Genomic DNA, 17,916 nt, shown 5'->3' on the forward strand with positions numbered 1-17,916 from the left:
GAGAGCGTCGTGGTGACGGCCAAGGAGGCGCCCAACGCCATGGCTACGTCGCGTACGATCGGCGGCAATGCCATCGACCACCTGCAAATGGTCAATGCGTCGGACATCTCGGCACTGCTGCCGGGTGGCAAAACGGTTAATCCCGACCTGATGAAGGACAATGTCTTTTCGCTGCGCAGCGGCGGGAGCACGGCCGGCAATGCGGCGTTCGGTACGGCCGTCGAGGTCGACGGCGTACGCCTTTCCACCAATGCTTCGCTGGGCGACCCGACGGGTGCCAGCACACGCAACCTGTCGGCGACCAACATCGAGTCGGTCGAGGTGGTGACCGGAGTACCTTCGGCCGAATACGGCGACATTTCGTCGGGTGTGGTGAAAATCTCGACCCGCAAGGGCAAGACGCCCTATACGGTGACGCTCTCCACCAATCCGCGCACCAAACAGATCGCCGCCTCGAAGGGCTTCGACCTGGGGCGGAACCACGGGGTGCTGAACAGCAACGTCGAGTATACGCGGGCCACGAAGAACCCCACGTCGCCCTACACCTCCTATTCCCGCACGGGGCTGGCGCTCAACTACCAGAATACCTTCGCCAAGGTTCTGCGTTTCAATTTCGGCGTAACGGCCAATATCGGCGGTATGAATACCGAGGACGACCCCGATGCCCAGAAAGGCGAGTGGGAGAAGGTGCGTGACAATGTGCTGCGTGCCAACACCTCGCTCAAATGGCTGCTGAACAGGTCGTGGATCACGAGCCTGGACTTCGACGCGTCGCTCAACTATACCGACAACCTTGCACGCAAGCGCACCTATAACCTCAATTCGACCTCCCTTCCGGCCGTCCATGCCGAACAGGAAGGGTATTACATCGCCGAGATGCTCCCTCCGGTCTATTATTCGACCAAATACGTCGATTCCAAGCAGCTCGACTATGCGGCCAACCTCAAGGCCACGTGGGTGCGCAGCTGGGGCGACGTGCACAGCAATGCCAAGGTCGGCGCTTCGTGGCGTGCCAACGGCAATGTCGGGGACGGGGAGTACTATGCGACCCCCTCCCTCGCGCCTAACGGGTACCGCCCCCGTCCGTATACGGACATCCCCTATATGCATAACCTCGCGGCCTACGTCGAGGAGACGCTGACCGTGCCGCTGGGATCGGCCACGCTGCAACTGATGGCCGGCCTGCGTGCCGAAAAGACTTTTATCAAAAATACGCAATACGAGAATACGTCGAGCCTCTCGCCGCGCTTCAACCTGAAATTCCGCATCAACGACCGTCTGACTGTCCGCGGAGGCTGGGGCATCACCGAGAAACTGCCGTCGTTCAACGTGCTTTACCCGCTGCCCGAATACCGCGATACGCCCGTGTTCGCTACCAACTATGGGTCGGGGCAGAGCGCCTATGTCTACCACACGCAGCCTTACCAGATACTCTACAACGACAACCTGAAATGGCAGCGCAACCGCAATTCCGAGGTCGGCGTCGACCTGCGTATCGGGGGTACCTCGATCTCGCTGGTCGGCTATTTCAACCGCACGAAATACCCCTATAAGCTGAGCGCCGCCTTCGAGCCGTTCTCCTATAATATGATGGGCGTGCCCTCCGCGCTGCCCGACGGGACTGCATACACGATGCCGGCGAACCCGGCTTTCCGGGTCGACAGCCAGACGGGCGAAATCTTCGTCCGTGACAAGGACAACCCCTCGGCCGGCTGGATCGCCATGCAGACCACTTCCACGAAACGGACGTTCGTCAAGAATACCTATCAGAACAACGGTTCGCCCGTAGACCGCATGGGGCTGGAGTTCGTCGTGGAATTCCCGCAGATCAACCCCATCCGCACGCAGCTGCGGCTCGACGGGGCTTACGGCTATACCAAATACGTCAACGAGGGTGAGGCATGCTACTATCCCTCGACCTCGACCGGCGGCGAGTTCTACCCCTATGTGGGGGTTTATCTCGATAACGGGGGCAGCTCCAACGTCACCTACAACGGCCGGAAGCTGCACGCGCTGGATATGAACCTCACGGCCACGACGCATGTGCCCTCGATCCGTATGATCATCTCGCTGCGGCTCGAAGCCACGCTCGTGAAGCGCTCGCAGAACCTCTCGGAGTACAGGGGGCGCGAATATGCCTTCAATGTCGACGAGGATCGTAACCCCACCGGCGGGAGCATCTACGACGGAGACAGCTATACGGCGATCTGGCCTGTGGCCTACATCGACCTCGACGGCAACCGCCATCCCTTCACCGATGCCGAGAAGAACGATCCGGCCTTCTCCTCCCTGCTGTTGCGTTCGGGCAATGCCTACTCCTTCAACGGCGACGGTTACGACCCCTATTTCTCGGCCAACCTGAGCATCACGAAGGAGATCGGCGACCATGTCTCCGTCTCGTTCTACGCCAATAACTTCACCAATTCGCGGCCCTTCGTCGCGTCGTACGCCACGGGTGTCAAGGCGGTCTTCACACCCGATTTCTATTACGGACTTACGGTACGTCTTAAATTCTGAAAACGATGAGAAAGATACTTTGCATATTGTCCTGTCTGCTGGTGGCCGGTTGCACGTCGTTCGACAGGAACCCTTACGACGGTGCGCTGCGCGAACTCCGTGTGACGGCCGTGTATCCCGAGGGGTACGCCGGCTATCTGCGCGAAGGCGTCGCGGTGAAACTCTCCGACCGCAATACGGGCAATGTTTATACCGCCCTGACCGATGCGCAGGGCCACGCCGGGTTCCGCGTCGCTGCCGGGCATTACCGTCTCTCGGTGCTCGACCTGCCCGACGATTCGGCGGTATTCAACGGTACGATCGAGCAGGTCGACCTTGTCGGCGAGGACAAGGAAGTCGACGTGGCGCTGAAATTTTCCAAGCCGGGTACGATCCTCATCAAGGAGATCTACTCGGGCGGCTGCATGCAGGATCCGCCGGCGACGGGGACTTATGCCGACGACAAATATATCATCCTGCACAACAACGGTTTCGAAACCTATTACCTCGACGGGCTGTGCCTGGCGATGGTCGCCCCCTACAACTCGCAGGCCGCCAATCCCTGGACGAGCACCGACCCTTCGGGCAACATCGTTTTCCGTGATTACGCCGCCGTACCCGACTGTATCTGGATGTTCCCGGGCTCGGGGACGGATTTCCCGCTGCAACCCGGCGAGGATGCTGTGGTGGCCTACCATGGCGTCGACCATACGCAGACCTATTCCCAGTCGGTGAACCTCAACCGCAAGGGCTGTTTCGTGCTCTACGACATGGTATACTATCCCGGCAACAAGTTGCACCCCACGCCTGTCCCGGGCGACCAGATCGACCAGGCGCATTACATGAAGGTGCTGAAAAAGACCGGGACGAATACGGCCGTCGTCTACGTGATCTCGCAGAATTCGCCCGCCGTGATCCTTTTCCGGGCGCCCGAAGGGTTCGATCTGGATGCCTATCTGGCCGACGACCTCCAGTCGACGGTTCAGAGCGGCAGCATCACCTATTCGAAGATACCGTGGGACGACTGGATCGTGGACGGCGTCGAGGTATGCAACATGACCGAGGCGACCAAGCACAAACGCCTGCACACCGATGTGGATGCCGGTTACATCGGCTTCTCGGCCAAGGCGCAGGGACATACCCTGCACCGGAAGCTGGATGAAGCGGCCACGGCGGCTGCCGGCTTCGAAAGGTACGTGGATACCAATAACTCGTCGAACGATTTTTATGAGCGTGAGACACAATCTTTGCGAGATTAGCCTATGAGACGGATTTTAACGATACTGATGTTGGCCGCCGTCTCTGCTGCCACGGCGCAGGAGCGTTTCGACTATATTTTCCGCCGCAACCCCTGGAACGGCGGCCCGAACGCTGCGGGTATCCGGCAGGACTCCCTGAGCCGTTCCTATGCCGAGATATATTTCACCAAGGAGAACGGCGGGCTTACGGGCCACTCCGCGTCGGACGACAGCTGGAATGCCGGGGCGAAAACCGAGTCGGTGCGCCACCTGAAAAAGGTCTCGTTCTCGGGCGGGTTCGGCTACGACTATTTCGACGGCCGCAACATGTGCGGCTCGATGTTCACCGAACCGGGGTATTATCCGGTGGACATCCTCGAATTTACGCCGGGGCGCAAGGTGCGCGAGGATTATACCTTCACGGGCGGTATGTCGGCCGTGCTGGGCAACCGGTGGACAGGCGGCCTGCGCGTAGAGTTCGAAGCCCGCAACTATGCCAAGCGCAAAGACCTGCGCCACAAGAATACACGGCTGGATTTCGAATTTTCGCCCGGCGTGATGTACCATGCGGGACGCTTTGCCGTAGGGGCGGTCTATATCGTGGGTACGAACAGCGAGAAGGTTGCTGCCGAAGGGGTGGGCCCCGGTGCCGACTTGTACGAGGCATTCTTCGACCGGGGATTGCTCTACGGGTCGCTGGAGAAGTGGGGGAGCACCGACATACACCTCTCGACCAACGGCGTTTCGGGATTCCCCGTCCGGGAGAATACGCAGGGGGTGGGCGTCCAGTTGCAATACGGGCCGTTCTATGCCGACGTCGCCTACCGCAACAGGCAGGGCGAGACGGGCGAGAGCCGGATTATCTGGCACCTGTTCGAAACGCACCAGGTGACGGCCAATGCCGCCCTGTCGCTGGGGACGGCACTGCGCAGGCATTTCGTGCGTGTGAACCTCGACTGGCAGACGCTCGGCACCGACGAGAACATCATCACCACCGAGACCATCAACGGCGTGCAGATCATCACCATACACGGTTCGACGCCGACTTTTGGGCGCAAGGGACTCGACCTGGGAGGCGAATACGAGTTCGTGGCTCCGCATACGGATTTGCGTGCCGGGGTCGGTTATTCGCAGCTCAACCGCGAATCGACGCTGATGTACCCCTATGTCAAGGGGCAGAAGCTCCACTTTACGAAGATATATGCCTCGCTGATCCGCACGTTCGGCCTCTGGGAGCTGACCCTCGCGGCGGATTATCGCCTGGGCGGTTTCACGGAGCGCGAAAAGCGGTTCGAGACCCCCGGCGTGCAGCCGGGCGAGTATCCCGGACAGCTGACCGCTTATTACGATTACGAAAACGAATACCTCACGGCCAAACGGCTGGGGGCGGCGCTCGGGCTGCGGCGCAATATCAAACGGTTCTATATCGACGTATTCGCGCGTTACGAACACGGCTTCGGTCTGGAATACGTCGCGCAGCCCAACCGGGTCGCGGCGACGCTGAGTGTAGGATATAATTTTTAATTTAAAGGATAGGATTATGAAAAGGATTTTGACATTGACGGCAGTCGCGGCGATGGTTTTCACCGCCTGCTCGAAGGAGGAAAGCACCGGGACGGGCGACAAGCAGGTGCGCATCACCCCGACGATCGCCAATCCGGCGCTGACGCCGGCAAGCATGTCGTCCGGTACGCGTGCGACGGACACCGATTTCGAGCTGAACGATAAGGTCGGCCTCACGATCACGATGACGGCGGACGGTTCGGCGTTCGTGGCGAACAAGGAGATGTCGTTCGACGGAACGGATTTCAAGACCGAGGGTTTCCTCTGGTACGAAGATGTCGACGCCACTTCGACGCTTTTTGCCTATTATCCCTACCAGGCCGGTGCCGCGGCGCCCGCGGAATTCTCGGTGAAGGCGGATCAGAGCGGCGCGAATTACACGGCCTCCGACCTGATCGTGGCCGTGAAGACGGGGGTCAAGCCTACGCTGTCGGCCACGCAGATGACCTTCAAGCATAAAATGTCGCGGATCGTTATCGGAGTGACGAACGAATCGGGTTTCGACATTACGGACATCGTCATCAAGGGTGCTGTCGGCACCGGGGTGCTCGATCCCGCCACGGGCGATTTTACGGCTAAGGCGGGTGTCGAAGCATCCGACGTGATTGCCAACACGGCCACTGCCGAGAAGGTTTACTACGCGCTGCTGGTGCCGCAAAACGGTGTGCAGCTCAGGGTTACGGTCACCACGGCCGATGGCAAGAAACGTACGCAGACGCTCGGCACGACCGACCTCAAGTCGGGTGAGAACCGCCGCATGGACTGCAACGTGCAGCCGGCGGACATCCAGGTGAAATTCAGCGGCCCGATCGCGGGCTGGGTCGACGGAGACGACCTGCTGCCGGACGGCGGGGGTGAGGTGGAGACCCCGACCGTCGAGTGGGGCGGCGTGAAGTACAAGATCGTCACGCTCAAGGACGGCCGTACGTGGATGGCCGAGAACCTGCGCTATGTGCCCGAAGGCAAAACCATATCGAACGATCCGAAGGACGGCAACGGGGTGTGGTATCCCTGCAACCTCTCGAAAGCCGCCGACCCGTCGTTGACTGAGACCGCTGGCCTGCTGTACAGTTATCCCGTGATGCTGAGAATGACCGGCGAGATGACGGGCACCAATTTCGACCAGTACGCGGGTGCGCAGGGCATCTGCCCCGACGGGTGGCATATTCCGACGATGGCCGAGTGGCTCAAGCTGGCGGGTACCGGCAGCGGCGGCCTCTCCGACCCGACGTCGCCCTATTTGGACGAAACGCAAAGCGGCGGTTCGATTGCCGCGCTCAACAAGGACGGTTTCAATATTGCGGGCTGCGGCTATATCAATGCGGCGAACGCCACGGCGATCCCGGCCTATATGGCGACGGTGTCACAAGCCGACGCCTCGGCGTTCGGTATGGGATATTTCCCCAGCTCGACCGGCTACAAGGTTACTTACAATACGGCCGACGATCCGGAAAGCGGCATCAAGAACATCCAGTATTATGCCGGTATGATAACTTACAATAAGAATTATAACCGTATGACGATCGCTTACCAGGGCGGTTATTGCGCCGCCCCCGTCCGCTGTATCAAGGACAAGGAGTGACCCTCCCCCCGGCACACACGAACACACATAACACAAACAATAGATGAAACGTAAACCTAATTATCTGAAACACCTGCTGCAATGGGGCGTACTGGCCGCCATCGTCGGCACGGTGCTTTGGGCCAAATTCAGCGACAAACCTGTCGATGTCGAGGCATATTGTCCTTTCGGCGGGTTGCAGGCCTTCGGTACCTATCTGGTGAACAATTCGCTGGCCTGTTCGATGTCGATGCTCCAGATCATGATGGGCCTCGTGCTCGCCGTGGGAGTGATTCTCTTCAGCAAACTTTTCTGCGGGTACCTCTGTCCGCTGGGCACCGTCGGCGAATGGATGGGCCGCGCCGGAAAGAAACTGCACCTGCAGGTCGATGTCCCTTCGGGCAGCGTCGTCGACAAGCTGCTGCGCGTGGTGAAGTACGTGCTGCTCTTCACGATCCTCTATTTCACGCTCTCGTCGAGCGAGCTGTTCTGCAAGAAACTCGACCCGTTCTATGCCGTGGCTACGGGTTTCAAGGGCGAAATCGTGCTTTGGATGTCGCTCACGAGCCTTACGCTGCTGCTCTTGGGCGGCTTCGTGGTAAAGATGTTCTGGTGCAAGTACATCTGTCCGCTGGGAGCTGTCAGCAACATTTTCAAATTCACGCTGCTGTTCGTGATCGCCGCCCTCGGCGGCTGGGCGCTCGGTGCGCTGGGCGTTGCGAACGCGTGGGTCTGGACGATCGGCGGCGCATGTCTTGCCGCCTATATCGTCGAGATCGCCAAGATGCGCAGCTGCACCTTCCCCCTGATGTACATCAGGCGGGATTTGAACACCTGCAATAATTGCGGACTGTGCGAAAAGAAATGTCCCTACCAGCTTCCGATCCATGACTATGTGAAGGTGAAGCATGTCGACTGTACGTTGTGCGGCAACTGCATCGGTGCGTGTGCCAAGGATGCCTTGCAGGTCAACGGCCGCCGTTCGCTGCGCTGGGTGCCCGGGTTGCTGGCCGTGGTGCTCTTCTTCCTGGCCATATGGCTGGGTTCCACCATGGAACTGCCGACGATCGACGAAAAATGGGGCGACTACGAGAAGGTCGAGAACCTGCAGACGTTCGAGATGGAGGGCTTGCAGACGATCAAGTGCTTCGGTTCGTCGAAGGCTTTTTCGGCCAAGATGCAGGCCGTGCAGGGCGTATACGGCGTCAAGACCTTCGTACGCCGCCATGGCGTCGAGGTGCTTTACGACCCGGCTGCCACCGATACGCTGAAGATACAGGCTGCGATCTTTGCGCCGACGCTGCGCAAATATGCCATGCCGGGCGAGCAGGTGCCGGTGCTCGACGTGGTGAAGCTCGGCGTCGAAGGGCTCCACGACCGGATGGATATGATCTATTTCGGCATGGTGCTCCAGAAGATCGAGGGAGTCTACGGCTTCACGTCGGAGTTCGCCTGTCCGGTGGATGTGACGGTCTACGTCGATCCGGCTGCCGGTATTACCGAAAAGATGTTCGGGGAGGCGATCGACGCCAAGGAACTGGTCATCCCGACCAAGGAGAGCGAGAAGGTGATCCCGATGCATACGGTGCTTAAAAGCTATGCGGTCGCCGGACAGGTTTCGCGTGAAGAGTTTGCGCAGATCATGTTCCGCGATGTGGAGAAGCTCGCGGGCAGGTTCGTTGCCAACCAGGAGAAGTGGGGGGACGACGAGCAGTTCCCCAAGGCGGTCTACGAGATGGTATTCCCCGGTATCGAGAAGATGCCGATCCGCAATGCGTTCCCCTATTTCAAGAGCTTCCTTTCGTGTACGGACGGCATCGTGTCCGTGGATTTCGTCCTGCGGGATATGAAGCCCGTGATGCGCATCCGCTATGTGAAGTCGATGTGGGACGACGCGAAGCTGTGGAAAGAGGTTTTCCAGGCCGAAAAATGGACGCTGCGCATGGCTGACGGCACCTTCAAGGAGGCCGACCCGCGGCTGAAGTTCACCAATCCGGGGAAAACGGTTGGAGAGTAATTGAAAAAACGGCTGCAAAAATGACTGTTTCATGCAGGATATTCGGATTGCTGTCTGTGGTTTCGTTGGCGGTTTTCGTACTTGCAGGATGTGCTCGTGCGAAAAATACGAACTGCCGCGAGCTGTTCGAAAAGTATTACGAAGTCAATGTCGCGGCATTTATGCGGACGATGCCGGCGGCAGATTCCGCCGCGGTGCGAAAAAAGGCCGAATACGCCTTGGATAAAATGTACCGGATCGACTCCACGTTCGTTTTGATGAGGGGAAAGGAATTGGACGATTTTATCAGGGTCAATTTGCCGGCCATTGTCGGAGCCGATGCTGAGGATTGAATTTTTGTTGTCGGTTTTTAAAAACAGACCGAATGTGGGGAGAACCGGGAAAAAGGTTCTTTCCCATTGGTGAAAAATGAAGAATATGAGAAGATGGATAGCCTGTCTGGCCGTTGTGCTGCTCTGTATGCAGCCTGCGATGGCCGACGAGGGCATGTGGCTGATGCACCGGCTGGCGGAGATTTATCCGCAGATGAAGGCCCGGGGACTGAAAATCAAGGATAAGGAGATTTACAACGAGAAATCGGCGGCGCTGGCCGATGCCGTGGTGGCTGTCGACGGCGGCATGGGAACGGGCAGCATGATCTCCGACCAGGGGCTGATGATTACCAACCACCATGTGGCTTACAGCGACATCTGCGCCCTGTCGACGCCCGAGTGCAACCTGCTCGAAACGGGATTCTGGGCACGCACGCGCGATGAGGAGATTCCCGTCCCCGGCAAGACCGTGTGGTTCGTGCGCAAGGTGGTCGACGTGACCGACGAGGCCAATGCGCTCAAGGAGGAGATGAAAGCCGCCGGGAAATGGGGCATGATGGCCCCGCGCCGTCTCTATGCCGAACTGGAAGGGCGCTACGGCCGGGAAACGGAGTGCGAGGTGTCGTGCTACTCGATGTGGGGTGGCAAAATGTACCTGATGTTCTACTACGACATCTACAAGGATGTGCGGCTGGTGGGTACGCCGCCTGCGTCGATCGGTGCCTTCGGCGGCGATTACGACAACTGGGGCTGGCCCCAGCACAAGGGCGATTTCGCGCTTTACCGCGTTTATGCCGACCGGGAGGGGCGCCCTGCGGCCTATTCCGCCGACAATGTGCCGCTCAAACCCCGCCGCGTGTTGCAGGTCGCCACGGGCGGCGTGCATGACGGCGATTTTGCGATGGTGATCGGATTCCCGGGGCGTACGAACCGCTATGCGTCGTCGTTCGCGGTGGCTGAGAAACAGTGTGTCCGCAACCCGATCGTCGTGGCCAACCGCCATGACCGGATGGATATTCTCAAACGCCATATGGAACGCGATCCGCGGGTGCGCATGGAGTATTCGGATGCCTATTTCGGCCTGAGCAACTACGCCGACTACGCCAAGTGGGAGAACAAATGCCTGCGCCGCTTCGATGTCGTGGCGATCCGTGAGGCCGAGGAGGAACGCCTGCAGCGCTGGATCGAGGCCGATTCGGCCCGCAAGGCCGAGGACGGGACGTTGCTCGAAGAGCTCGCGCGCGGTTACGAGGCGCGGCAGGGCGCCGAGCGCAACCTCAATTATTTCCGCGAGGCATGGCTCGGCCCCAGCGAGGCGCTGCTCGTGGCCAACCGCGTGTCGTCGTACCTGGGCAAGCTCGAACGGCTGAAGCAGGACTCGCTGATCGTGGATTCGAAGGATGCCCGGAGCGTCGGGGCCGGGAGCGGCCGCCTGCGCCGTAGACCGGCCGCCTGCGCCGTAACTACGATGCCGCGACCGACCGCGACCTGTTGGCGCGGATGGTAGTGAACTTCACGGCCAACGTGCCGCGCGAGATGTGGGGTGCGCAGTTGCAGGCGATGTACGACAAGGCGGGAGGCAATGCCGACCGCATGGCGCGTGCGGCGTTCGATGCCTCGTTTTGCAGCGATCCTGCGCGTTACGACGCCTATTTCTCGAAGAACCGGTCGGTTGCCGAAATACGCCGCGACCCCATGGTTGCGCTTACCGAATCGGTCACAGTACAACGTTTTACGGGCGGTGTGGACAAGGCCGAGAAGCGCGGCCGTGCGCGTGTCGGGCGAAGCGAGAGCCGCTATGCCGACGTGCTTTACGATTTCCGTGCTTCGGAAGGGCTGGCGCAGTATCCCAACGCTAACTCGACCATGCGCCTGACCTACGGTAGCGTGCAACCCCTGAACCCTTCGGACGGCGTGCATTACGATTCGCGTTCGACGATCGCGGGCTATATGGAGAAGTACAACCCCGACGAATACGAATACCGCGTCGACGACCGTATGCGGCGGCTGATCGCCAAACGGGACTGGGGACGCTGGGGCGAGAACGATACGCTCTATGTCAATTTCCTGACCGACAACGACATCACGGGAGGCAATTCGGGCAGCCCCGTGCTCGACGGCAAGGGGCATCTTATCGGGCTTGCGTTCGACGGCAACCGCGAGTCGATGGCCGGCGACGTGTGGTTCCATCCCGAACTGGCGCGCACGGTGTGCGTGGATATCCGCTATGTGATGTGGGTGATCGACAAGTATGCCGACGCCGGGTGGTTGCTCGACGAAATGAAGTTCGCAAAATAATCCGGTGTGCCGGTGGTAACCGCGGCATCCCGACGTGTCAAGCAGACCTGCCATATGGCAGGTCTGCTTGTTTGCGGAGGGGTGGAGAGAGTGTGCCCGGGCACACGGATTTGATCTCAGATCCCCGTTGTCCGGCAGCAATGCCTGGTATAGGGGCTGGGTAGATGCCTCCGATAAGCGTCCCGTTTGATCGGGGCGCTTCTATTTGAGCCTCAGGAAGGAGTAGCCGAAGCGTTCGCAGGCGGCTTTTTCCAGTTCTTCGCGCACCGAGGGGTGAGCGACGGCGATCAGTGCCCGCGCCCGCTGGGCGAGGTTGCGGCCGCGCAGATGCGCAACGCCGTATTCGGTCACGATGTGCTGCACCATGTGGCGGGTCGTCACGACGCCTGCGCCGGGCGTCAGCAGCGCCTTGATCTTCGATTCGCCCTTGGGGGTAGTCGACGGGATGGCGATGAAGGTTTTGCCGCCCTCCGACAGGGCCCCTCCGTACATGAAATCGTGCTGCCCGCCTACGCCCGAAATGATGCGCTCGCCAACCGAGTCGGCGCAAACCTGCCCCGTGAGGTCTACCTCGACGGCCGAGTTGATCGCCATCACGCGCGGGTTCTCGCGGATGCGGAACGGGTCGTTCGTCCATGCCACATCCTTCATCACGAGGTCTTTGCGGTAGTCCATGTAATCGTACAGCCGGCGCGAGCCCAGCGCCAGCGAGGCGACCGTTACACCCGGCATGACCCGTTTGAGCGAGTTGTCGATCACGCCGCTTTCGAGCAGCGGCAGCACGCCGTCGGTCATCGCCTCGGTATGCAGCCCGAGATGTTTGTGGCCCGTGAGCGCGGCCAGCACGGCGTTGGGGATCCCGCCCACGCCGATCTGCAACGTCGCCCCGTCGGGGATCAGTTCGGCGATGTGGTTGCCGATCCTGCGTTCGATGTCGGTGGGGGTCGCCGAGGGCACTTCGACCAGCGGGTCGTCGACCTCGACGGCCGCGGCGACGCGCGAGAGGTGGATCATGGCGTCGCCGTAGGAGAACGGCATGGCCGTGTTGACCTGCGCGATGACTGTCCTGGCGCATTCCACGGCCGAAACGGCCAGGTCGGCCGATACGCCGAACGAGCAGTAGCCCTCCTCGTTGGGGCGAGAGAGGTTGAGGATTGCCACGTCGACGGGCAGCGTCCCGTCGCGGAACAGCCCCGGGATTTCGCCCAGGAAGGCCGGGATCGATTGCCCGTAGCCCTGGGCCAGCCAGCGGCGGATGTTATTGGCCACGAACAGGCTGTTGACCAGGAACGTATCCTTGTATTCGGGGCTGCAATAGGGGGCGTCTGCCCTCCCGACGGCGAATCCGGAGTAGAGCGTGACATCGGTGAGCTCGGCGGCACGGTCGGTCATGGCACGGACGAGTACTTCGGGGATCGAGGTGCTGCCCTGAATGTAGACGTTGCTGTGCGGGCAGATGAGCTTTACGGCTTCGGCGGCTGTCGTGAATCGCATAGGCTTATCGGTGGTTTTGCCCGAAGGCGGTTAGGCGTGTTTCGAGCAGTTCGAACTGCTCGGGGCAGTTCAGTTGCGAAACGCAGACCCGGATGCCCGGCTGGCGGCTGCCGGTCGATGTGAGCGATATGGCGCAGATGCCGTAAAGGAGCAGTTCGCTCAGCAGCTCCGCGCTGGAGAGTCCGCCGTAGCCGACGGTGTAGAAGAATCCGTCGCTGACGGTTTCGTCCTGGTCTTTGTCGTAGACGATGCGGAAGCCGTGGCGCCGGAAGATCTCCTTGGTGAGGCGGGCGCGCCGGGCGTATTCCGAGGTTTCGCCCACGAAATCGAGCTGCCCGTCGGCCGCAGCGCGGAACATCGCCGCCAGGGCGTGCTGCGCCGAGTGGCTCGTGCCCGACGAGGCGGCATAGAGGAACGTCAGGACATAGGCGTCGCCCAGGCGCCCCATGCCGTAGCGCTGTTTGAGCGCGGGGTAGTGCCGCGGGTAAAGTTTGTCGGAGATGGCCGCGATGGCGATGCGCTGGCCGGCGTAGCTGAATATCTTCGAGCCGGAGATCATCAGGATGTAGTTGTCCGTGTATCTGGCCACGGTGGCCTGGTAGGGCGCTTCGAAGGGGCGTCCCAAGGGTTTGCGGAAGTCCATGCAAAGGTAGGCGAGGTCTTCGATGACGATGGCGTCGTATCGGGTAGCCAGCTCGCCGATCGTACGCAGCTCATCCTCGGTGAGGCATATCCACGCCGGGTTGTTGGGGTTCGAATAGACGATGGCGGCGATGTTGCCCTGTGCGAGGTAGCTTTCCAGCTTCGGGCCCAGTTTTTCGGCGCGGTATTCATAGATGTCGAACGACGCGCTGGGGATATCGAGGATCTGCACCTGGTTGCGCTGCACGGGGAACCCGGGGTCGATGAAGAGGATCGTATCCTTCCCGGGCGCGAGCTGCGAGCAGAGCAGGAAAGCCGTGAAACTGCCCTGCATCGACCCGACCGTCGGGATGCAGCCCTGCGGTGCGACCCCGACGTCGAGGAACGCGCGGATGAAACGCGAAGTCTGTTGTTTGAGTTCGGGGATGCCGAACATGTTGGGGTACTGCGATGCCACGCCCGATTGCAGGGCCCGGCATTCGGCTTCGACCCCCGCCTTTTCGGGCGGAAGCCCCGGCACGCCCATTTCGAGGTGCAGGAATTCCATCCCCGTCTGCGTTTCCATGATGCGGGCTATGTCGCCCGACTGGCGGATCGTCGCCTGGGCGATGTCCGCAATGTCCATGCGCTCCAGCGCGGAGTCGAGCACGGAGCGGTCTATCGGTAGCCTTCCCATTGTGCGGCCTGTTTTTGTGCGTATGCGTAGCCTGCGCGGAATGCCGCGAGGTTCGTGTCGACGATGGCGTCGCCCTTGCGGGCGAAAATGGCGCGTATGCCCGCTTCGAGTTTTTCGGGTGCGATGCCCAGGAACGGTGCTGCGGCGCCCAGCAGCACGATGTTGGCAGCACGGGGCGATGCGGCCTGGCGGGCGATGGCATCCACGTCGAGTGCCACGCTGTGCGGCAGGGAGGCTATCTCCCGCCCGAGCGTATCGGCATCGGGATAGTCGGGGATGTTGATCAGCGGGGCGGTGTTGGTGATGACCCAGCCCCCGGTCGAAAGCCACGGCAGGTAGCGGAGTGCTTCCATCGGTTCGAGCGAGATGATCAGGTCGGCGGCACCCCGCGGAATGAGGTCGGAGGCGATTTCATCCGACGAGATGCGCAGGTTCGACTGCACGTCGCCGCCCCGCTGGCTCATGCCGTGGACTTCGGCCTGCTTGATGTGCAACCCTTCTTCGAGGGCAGCCCTGCCGATGACGGTGGCGATCGAGAGGATGCCTTGTCCCCCTACGCCCGAGAGTATGATGTCGCGTTTCATGGTTTACCTGTTTTTAGGGTTTTGCCGCCGGGTGGTCGCCGCGACGGGCGTGTCGCTATTGTTTCTGTTTGGTTGCGTTGTGCCGTTTGGCGGTCTGTATGCATTCGCGGCGGGGGATGATGACCGAAACGCCGTCGTAGGCGATCTCTTCGCGGATTATGGCCTTCATCTCTTCGCGGGTGCGGGGCAGCGGCACCACGACGCGGATATGTGCGGGGTCGACGCCCAGCCCGGCGCATATCTGCTCGAGGCGTCCCGTGCCGGCCGAATCCTGGCCTCCGGTCATGCCGGTGGTGAGGTTGTCCGAAATGACGACCGTGATGTTCGTCCCTTCGTTCACGGCGTCCAGCAGCCCGGTCATCCCCGAGTGGGTGAAGGTCGAGTCGCCGATGACGGCCAGGGCGGGGTGCTGTCCGGCGTCGGCGGCGCCTTTGGCCATGGTGATCGAGGCGCCCATGTCGACGCAGGTGTCGATGGCGTGGAACGGCGAGAGCCACCCCAGCGTGTAGCAGCCGATGTCGCTGAATACCTTGGCATTTTCATATTCGCCGGCGACCTCCGTCAGTGCCGTATACATGTCGCGGTGCCCGCAACCCTGGCACAATGCGGGCGGACGGGGGACGACGATGCCGCTGGCGGCGAGGGCCGCGTGCGGGGCGAGCCCCAGGGCCGTGCGTACGCTGTCCGGAGTCAGTTCCCCGGTGCGGGGCAGTTCGCCCGACATGCGGCCGCGGATCTCAACGGGCGCAGGCAGGATGCCGCGCAGGGCTTCTTCGACGACGGGTTGTCCCTCCTCGATGATGAGCAGCGCCTTGCATTCCGACGCCATGCGGCGCACGAGTTCCTGCGGCAGCGGGTATTGCGATATTTTGAGCACCGGGTGCGGGCATCCGTCGGGATAATTCTCCGCGAGGTAGTTGTAGGCGATGCCGCAGGCGATGATGCCCAGCGATTTGTCTTCAGCATCGGCGTAACGGTTGAAGGGGCTTGCGGCCGCCTCCTCTTCGAAGCGGGCATAGTCGGCGAGCAATGCCTCGTATCTTACGCGCGAATTGCCCGGCATCAGCACCCATTGGCGCGTCCGGGCGGGATAGGCGAGGCTGTTCTCGGAGCGTGCCTCGCGCGGTTCGACCATGGCGCGCGAGTGGGCCATGCGGGTCGTAAGGCGCATCAGTACGGGAATGCGGTATTTTTCCGAGAAATCGAACGCGGCCTGCACCATGTCGTAGGCCTCCTGCTGCGTGGAGGGCTCGAACGTCGGGACAAGGGCGAACTTGCCGTAGAAGCGTGAATCCTGCTCGTTCTGGGACGAGTGCATCGAGGGGTCGTCGGCTGCCACGACGACCAGCCCGCCGTTGGCTCCCGTCATCGCCGAGTTGACGAAGGCGTCGGCGGCGACGTTCATGCCCACATGCTTCATGCACACCAGGGCGCGTTTTCCGGCAAACGACATGCCCAGCGCCTCCTCCATCGCCGTCTTCTCATTGGCCGACCATGTGCAGTGGATGCCCCGCTGGGCGGTGAGCGGATGTCCTTGTATATATTCGGTGATTTCGGTCGAAGGCGTGCCCGGATAGGCATATACACCCGACAACCCTGCGTGGAGCGCCCCCAGTGCGAGGGCTTCGTCTCCGAGTAATAATTCCCGTTTTGCCATGAGGTCGTGCAGTTATGCTGTTTTTACAAATTTAAGGAATTTTTAATTAAAAATTCACTTTTGGTGATAAAAAATCACGCAAAACCACATTTAATATTTAAAATATTATATAAATAAGTGTTTTTGAGAAAAATTGTAATATGGAGCCTGGGCTGTGTGATGTCCATCGGCAGTAGGAGGTATAAAAAAGCAGCCGATCCCGAAAGACCGGCTGCCCCGTTTGCGTCATTTATTCCCCGAATAGTGTTTTCAGTAATTCGGGCGTTTCGATTTCTTCACAATTTATGCTTCCCAGAAGCCCGCGGCCCTTTTCGGTCAGCGAAAAGTACATCTGCCGCTTATCGTTCGTGCCCAACTCCCGGTTTACGTAGCCTTTCCCTTCGACCGAGCGGAGCACCTTCGAGGTGTTCGACGGAGTAAGCCCCAGCATTTCGCCCAGCTCCCCGCAGGAGAGACGTCCGGCTTTCGAAAGGCTGCATAAGGCCATGCCTTCGTTCAGGCAGATCCCGTATGAGCGTTCGAGTGCCGCTTCGAACCGGTTGACAGCCCGTTGCAACTCGCGGATCCTACACAGTTTTTCCATTGTCTGCCGGTTTGTGTATGGCCTGTTTGCCGCAGTGCCCGACGCATTTGCCGCATTCGATACACTTCTCCGGGTCGATGACCGGAAGTCCGAATCCCGATTGTGTGATCGCCCCGACGGGGCAAACCGTCAGCAGCGGGCACCGGTGGTTCTGCGGGCAGCGGAGATTGTCGACGGTGAGTGCCATGCCTGTCTACTTGTTGAGCAGTACCTTGTCGATGGCCTCCTTGAGCGACGCCTTGGGCAGGGCACCCTGCGCGATCTGGGGCTTGCCGCTGGTGGGGATGAAAAGCAGCGTCGGGATCGAGCGGATGCCGAACGCGGCGGCGAGCTCCTGCTCCTCTTCGGTATTCACCTTGTAGATGTAGATGCTGTCGCCGTACTCGGCAGCCAGCTCTTCCAGAACCGGGGCGAGTGCCTTGCAGGGGCCGCACCACGATGCGTAGAAGTCGATGAGCGCCGGTTTGTCGCCGAGGTACTTCCACTCCGTAGGGTTCGTTTCGTAATTTGCGACTTTGGTCAGGAAATCCGCCTTGGTCAGTGCGATCGTTTTCATGGTATTCTCTTTTTTAGTGTTGTTTTCCTTGTTGCTGCCGTTTGCGCAGGCTGCCAGGCCGAGCATGCACATCGTGGTCAATAATAGTTTTTTCATGGTCATTATCCGTTTTTATAGTTCTTCTGTATCAATAACGATGCAAAGATATAGAATATTTTCCATTAAAACAAATTTCCTTTGGAAAATAATTGTCGGATAAAAAATGAATTATTAAAATGCCGGGAGCGCGATAGTCGTTAT

Annotated in this window: 15 protein-coding genes; 8 read left to right on the forward strand and 7 right to left on the reverse strand. The window is 60.2% G+C overall.

Translation table 11 applies throughout. From position 1 onward, the window contains the following. From QVP03_RS01690 to QVP03_RS01725, 8 genes are all read left to right on the forward strand, one after another. Positions 1-2,517 (forward strand): TonB-dependent receptor plug domain-containing protein (locus QVP03_RS01690; RefSeq protein ID WP_288210594.1); only part of this gene is annotated, 2,517 nt, incomplete at its 5' end. 5 nt (positions 2,518-2,522) lie between these two features. Beyond that, positions 2,523-3,755, forward strand: a complete 1,233-nt coding sequence (locus tag QVP03_RS01695; RefSeq protein WP_022331938.1) for a DUF4876 domain-containing protein — start codon at positions 2,523-2,525, stop codon at positions 3,753-3,755. 3 nt (positions 3,756-3,758) lie between these two features. Continuing rightward, positions 3,759-5,258, forward strand: coding sequence for a DUF6850 family outer membrane beta-barrel protein (locus QVP03_RS01700; protein ID WP_022331939.1), 1,500 nt, complete (start codon positions 3,759-3,761; stop codon positions 5,256-5,258). 16 nt (positions 5,259-5,274) lie between these two features. Beyond that, on the forward strand, positions 5,275-6,879 hold the full coding sequence (locus QVP03_RS01705; protein WP_022331940.1) for a fimbrillin family protein: 1,605 nt from the start codon (positions 5,275-5,277) through the stop codon (positions 6,877-6,879). 43 nt (positions 6,880-6,922) lie between these two features. Then, positions 6,923-8,875 carry a 4Fe-4S binding protein gene (locus tag QVP03_RS01710; protein ID WP_022331941.1) on the forward strand — a complete coding sequence of 651 codons (1,953 nt, stop codon included), beginning with the start codon at positions 6,923-6,925 and terminating at the stop codon, positions 8,873-8,875. Positions 8,876-8,895: 20 nt separating this feature from the next. Then, positions 8,896-9,207 carry a hypothetical protein gene (locus tag QVP03_RS01715; RefSeq protein ID WP_022331942.1) on the forward strand — a complete coding sequence of 104 codons (312 nt, stop codon included), beginning with the start codon at positions 8,896-8,898 and terminating at the stop codon, positions 9,205-9,207. 85 nt (positions 9,208-9,292) lie between these two features. Next, positions 9,293-10,693 carry a S46 family peptidase gene (locus tag QVP03_RS01720; RefSeq protein ID WP_022331943.1) on the forward strand — a complete coding sequence of 467 codons (1,401 nt, stop codon included), beginning with the start codon at positions 9,293-9,295 and terminating at the stop codon, positions 10,691-10,693. After that, positions 10,687-11,484, forward strand: a complete 798-nt coding sequence (locus QVP03_RS01725) for a S46 family peptidase (RefSeq protein WP_022331944.1) — start codon at positions 10,687-10,689, stop codon at positions 11,482-11,484. The genes QVP03_RS01720 and QVP03_RS01725 overlap by 7 nt, the downstream gene beginning before the upstream one ends. Before the next feature lie 201 nt (positions 11,485-11,685). Here QVP03_RS01725 and QVP03_RS01730 read toward each other — a convergent pair whose 3' ends face one another. From QVP03_RS01730 to trxA, 7 genes are all read right to left on the reverse strand, one after another. Next, entirely contained in the window at positions 11,686-12,978 is a 1,293-nt protein-coding gene (locus QVP03_RS01730; RefSeq protein WP_022331945.1) for an acetyl-CoA hydrolase/transferase family protein, read from the reverse strand. 4 nt (positions 12,979-12,982) lie between these two features. After that, the gene (locus QVP03_RS01735) at positions 12,983-14,296 is read right to left on the reverse strand and encodes an aminotransferase class I/II-fold pyridoxal phosphate-dependent enzyme (RefSeq protein ID WP_022331946.1); all 1,314 of its coding nucleotides are present in this window, start codon (positions 14,294-14,296) and stop codon (positions 12,983-12,985) included. Continuing rightward, positions 14,278-14,880 carry an indolepyruvate oxidoreductase subunit beta gene (locus tag QVP03_RS01740; protein WP_022331947.1) on the reverse strand — a complete coding sequence of 201 codons (603 nt, stop codon included), beginning with the start codon at positions 14,878-14,880 and terminating at the stop codon, positions 14,278-14,280. The genes QVP03_RS01735 and QVP03_RS01740 overlap by 19 nt, the downstream gene beginning before the upstream one ends. A 55-nt stretch (positions 14,881-14,935) precedes the next feature. Next, on the reverse strand, positions 14,936-16,537 hold the full coding sequence (locus QVP03_RS01745) for a thiamine pyrophosphate-dependent enzyme (protein WP_022331948.1): 1,602 nt from the start codon (positions 16,535-16,537) through the stop codon (positions 14,936-14,938). Between the two features lie 229 nt (positions 16,538-16,766). Next, positions 16,767-17,120, reverse strand: a complete 354-nt coding sequence (locus tag QVP03_RS01750; protein ID WP_022331949.1) for a MarR family transcriptional regulator — start codon at positions 17,118-17,120, stop codon at positions 16,767-16,769. Next, positions 17,104-17,307 carry an ATP-binding protein gene (locus QVP03_RS01755; protein ID WP_022331950.1) on the reverse strand — a complete coding sequence of 68 codons (204 nt, stop codon included), beginning with the start codon at positions 17,305-17,307 and terminating at the stop codon, positions 17,104-17,106. Before QVP03_RS01755 ends, QVP03_RS01750 begins: the two co-directional genes overlap by 17 nt. A gap of 6 nt (positions 17,308-17,313) precedes the next feature. After that, positions 17,314-17,772, reverse strand: coding sequence for a thioredoxin (gene trxA, locus QVP03_RS01760; RefSeq protein ID WP_022331951.1), 459 nt, complete (start codon positions 17,770-17,772; stop codon positions 17,314-17,316). Positions 17,773-17,916 lie beyond the last annotated feature (144 nt).

Source organism: Alistipes sp. CAG:29 (genome assembly GCF_000435435.1).
In the GTDB taxonomy this organism is placed as follows: Bacteria; Bacteroidota; Bacteroidia; order Bacteroidales; family Rikenellaceae; genus Alistipes; species Alistipes onderdonkii.

What these genes read in the sequence shown, in the direction of transcription:
- QVP03_RS01695 (WP_022331938.1), top strand. Translation starts at nt 2,523, where the DNA reads ATGAGAAAGATACTTTGCATATTGTCCTGTCTGCTGGTGGCCGGTTGC.
- QVP03_RS01700 (WP_022331939.1), top strand. Translation starts at nt 3,759, where the DNA reads ATGAGACGGATTTTAACGATACTGATGTTGGCCGCCGTCTCTGCTGCC.
- QVP03_RS01705 (WP_022331940.1), top strand. Translation starts at nt 5,275, where the DNA reads ATGAAAAGGATTTTGACATTGACGGCAGTCGCGGCGATGGTTTTCACC.
- QVP03_RS01710 (WP_022331941.1), top strand. Translation starts at nt 6,923, where the DNA reads ATGAAACGTAAACCTAATTATCTGAAACACCTGCTGCAATGGGGCGTA.
- QVP03_RS01715 (WP_022331942.1), top strand. Translation starts at nt 8,896, where the DNA reads ATGACTGTTTCATGCAGGATATTCGGATTGCTGTCTGTGGTTTCGTTG.
- QVP03_RS01720 (WP_022331943.1), top strand. Translation starts at nt 9,293, where the DNA reads ATGAGAAGATGGATAGCCTGTCTGGCCGTTGTGCTGCTCTGTATGCAG.
- QVP03_RS01725 (WP_022331944.1), top strand. Translation starts at nt 10,687, where the DNA reads ATGGTAGTGAACTTCACGGCCAACGTGCCGCGCGAGATGTGGGGTGCG.
- QVP03_RS01730 (WP_022331945.1), bottom strand. Translation starts at nt 12,978, where the DNA reads ATGCGATTCACGACAGCCGCCGAAGCCGTAAAGCTCATCTGCCCGCAC.
- QVP03_RS01735 (WP_022331946.1), bottom strand. Translation starts at nt 14,296, where the DNA reads ATGGGAAGGCTACCGATAGACCGCTCCGTGCTCGACTCCGCGCTGGAG.
- QVP03_RS01740 (WP_022331947.1), bottom strand. Translation starts at nt 14,880, where the DNA reads ATGAAACGCGACATCATACTCTCGGGCGTAGGGGGACAAGGCATCCTC.
- QVP03_RS01745 (WP_022331948.1), bottom strand. Translation starts at nt 16,537, where the DNA reads ATGGCAAAACGGGAATTATTACTCGGAGACGAAGCCCTCGCACTGGGG.
- QVP03_RS01750 (WP_022331949.1), bottom strand. Translation starts at nt 17,120, where the DNA reads ATGGAAAAACTGTGTAGGATCCGCGAGTTGCAACGGGCTGTCAACCGG.
- QVP03_RS01755 (WP_022331950.1), bottom strand. Translation starts at nt 17,307, where the DNA reads ATGGCACTCACCGTCGACAATCTCCGCTGCCCGCAGAACCACCGGTGC.
- trxA (WP_022331951.1), bottom strand. Translation starts at nt 17,772, where the DNA reads ATGAAAAAACTATTATTGACCACGATGTGCATGCTCGGCCTGGCAGCC.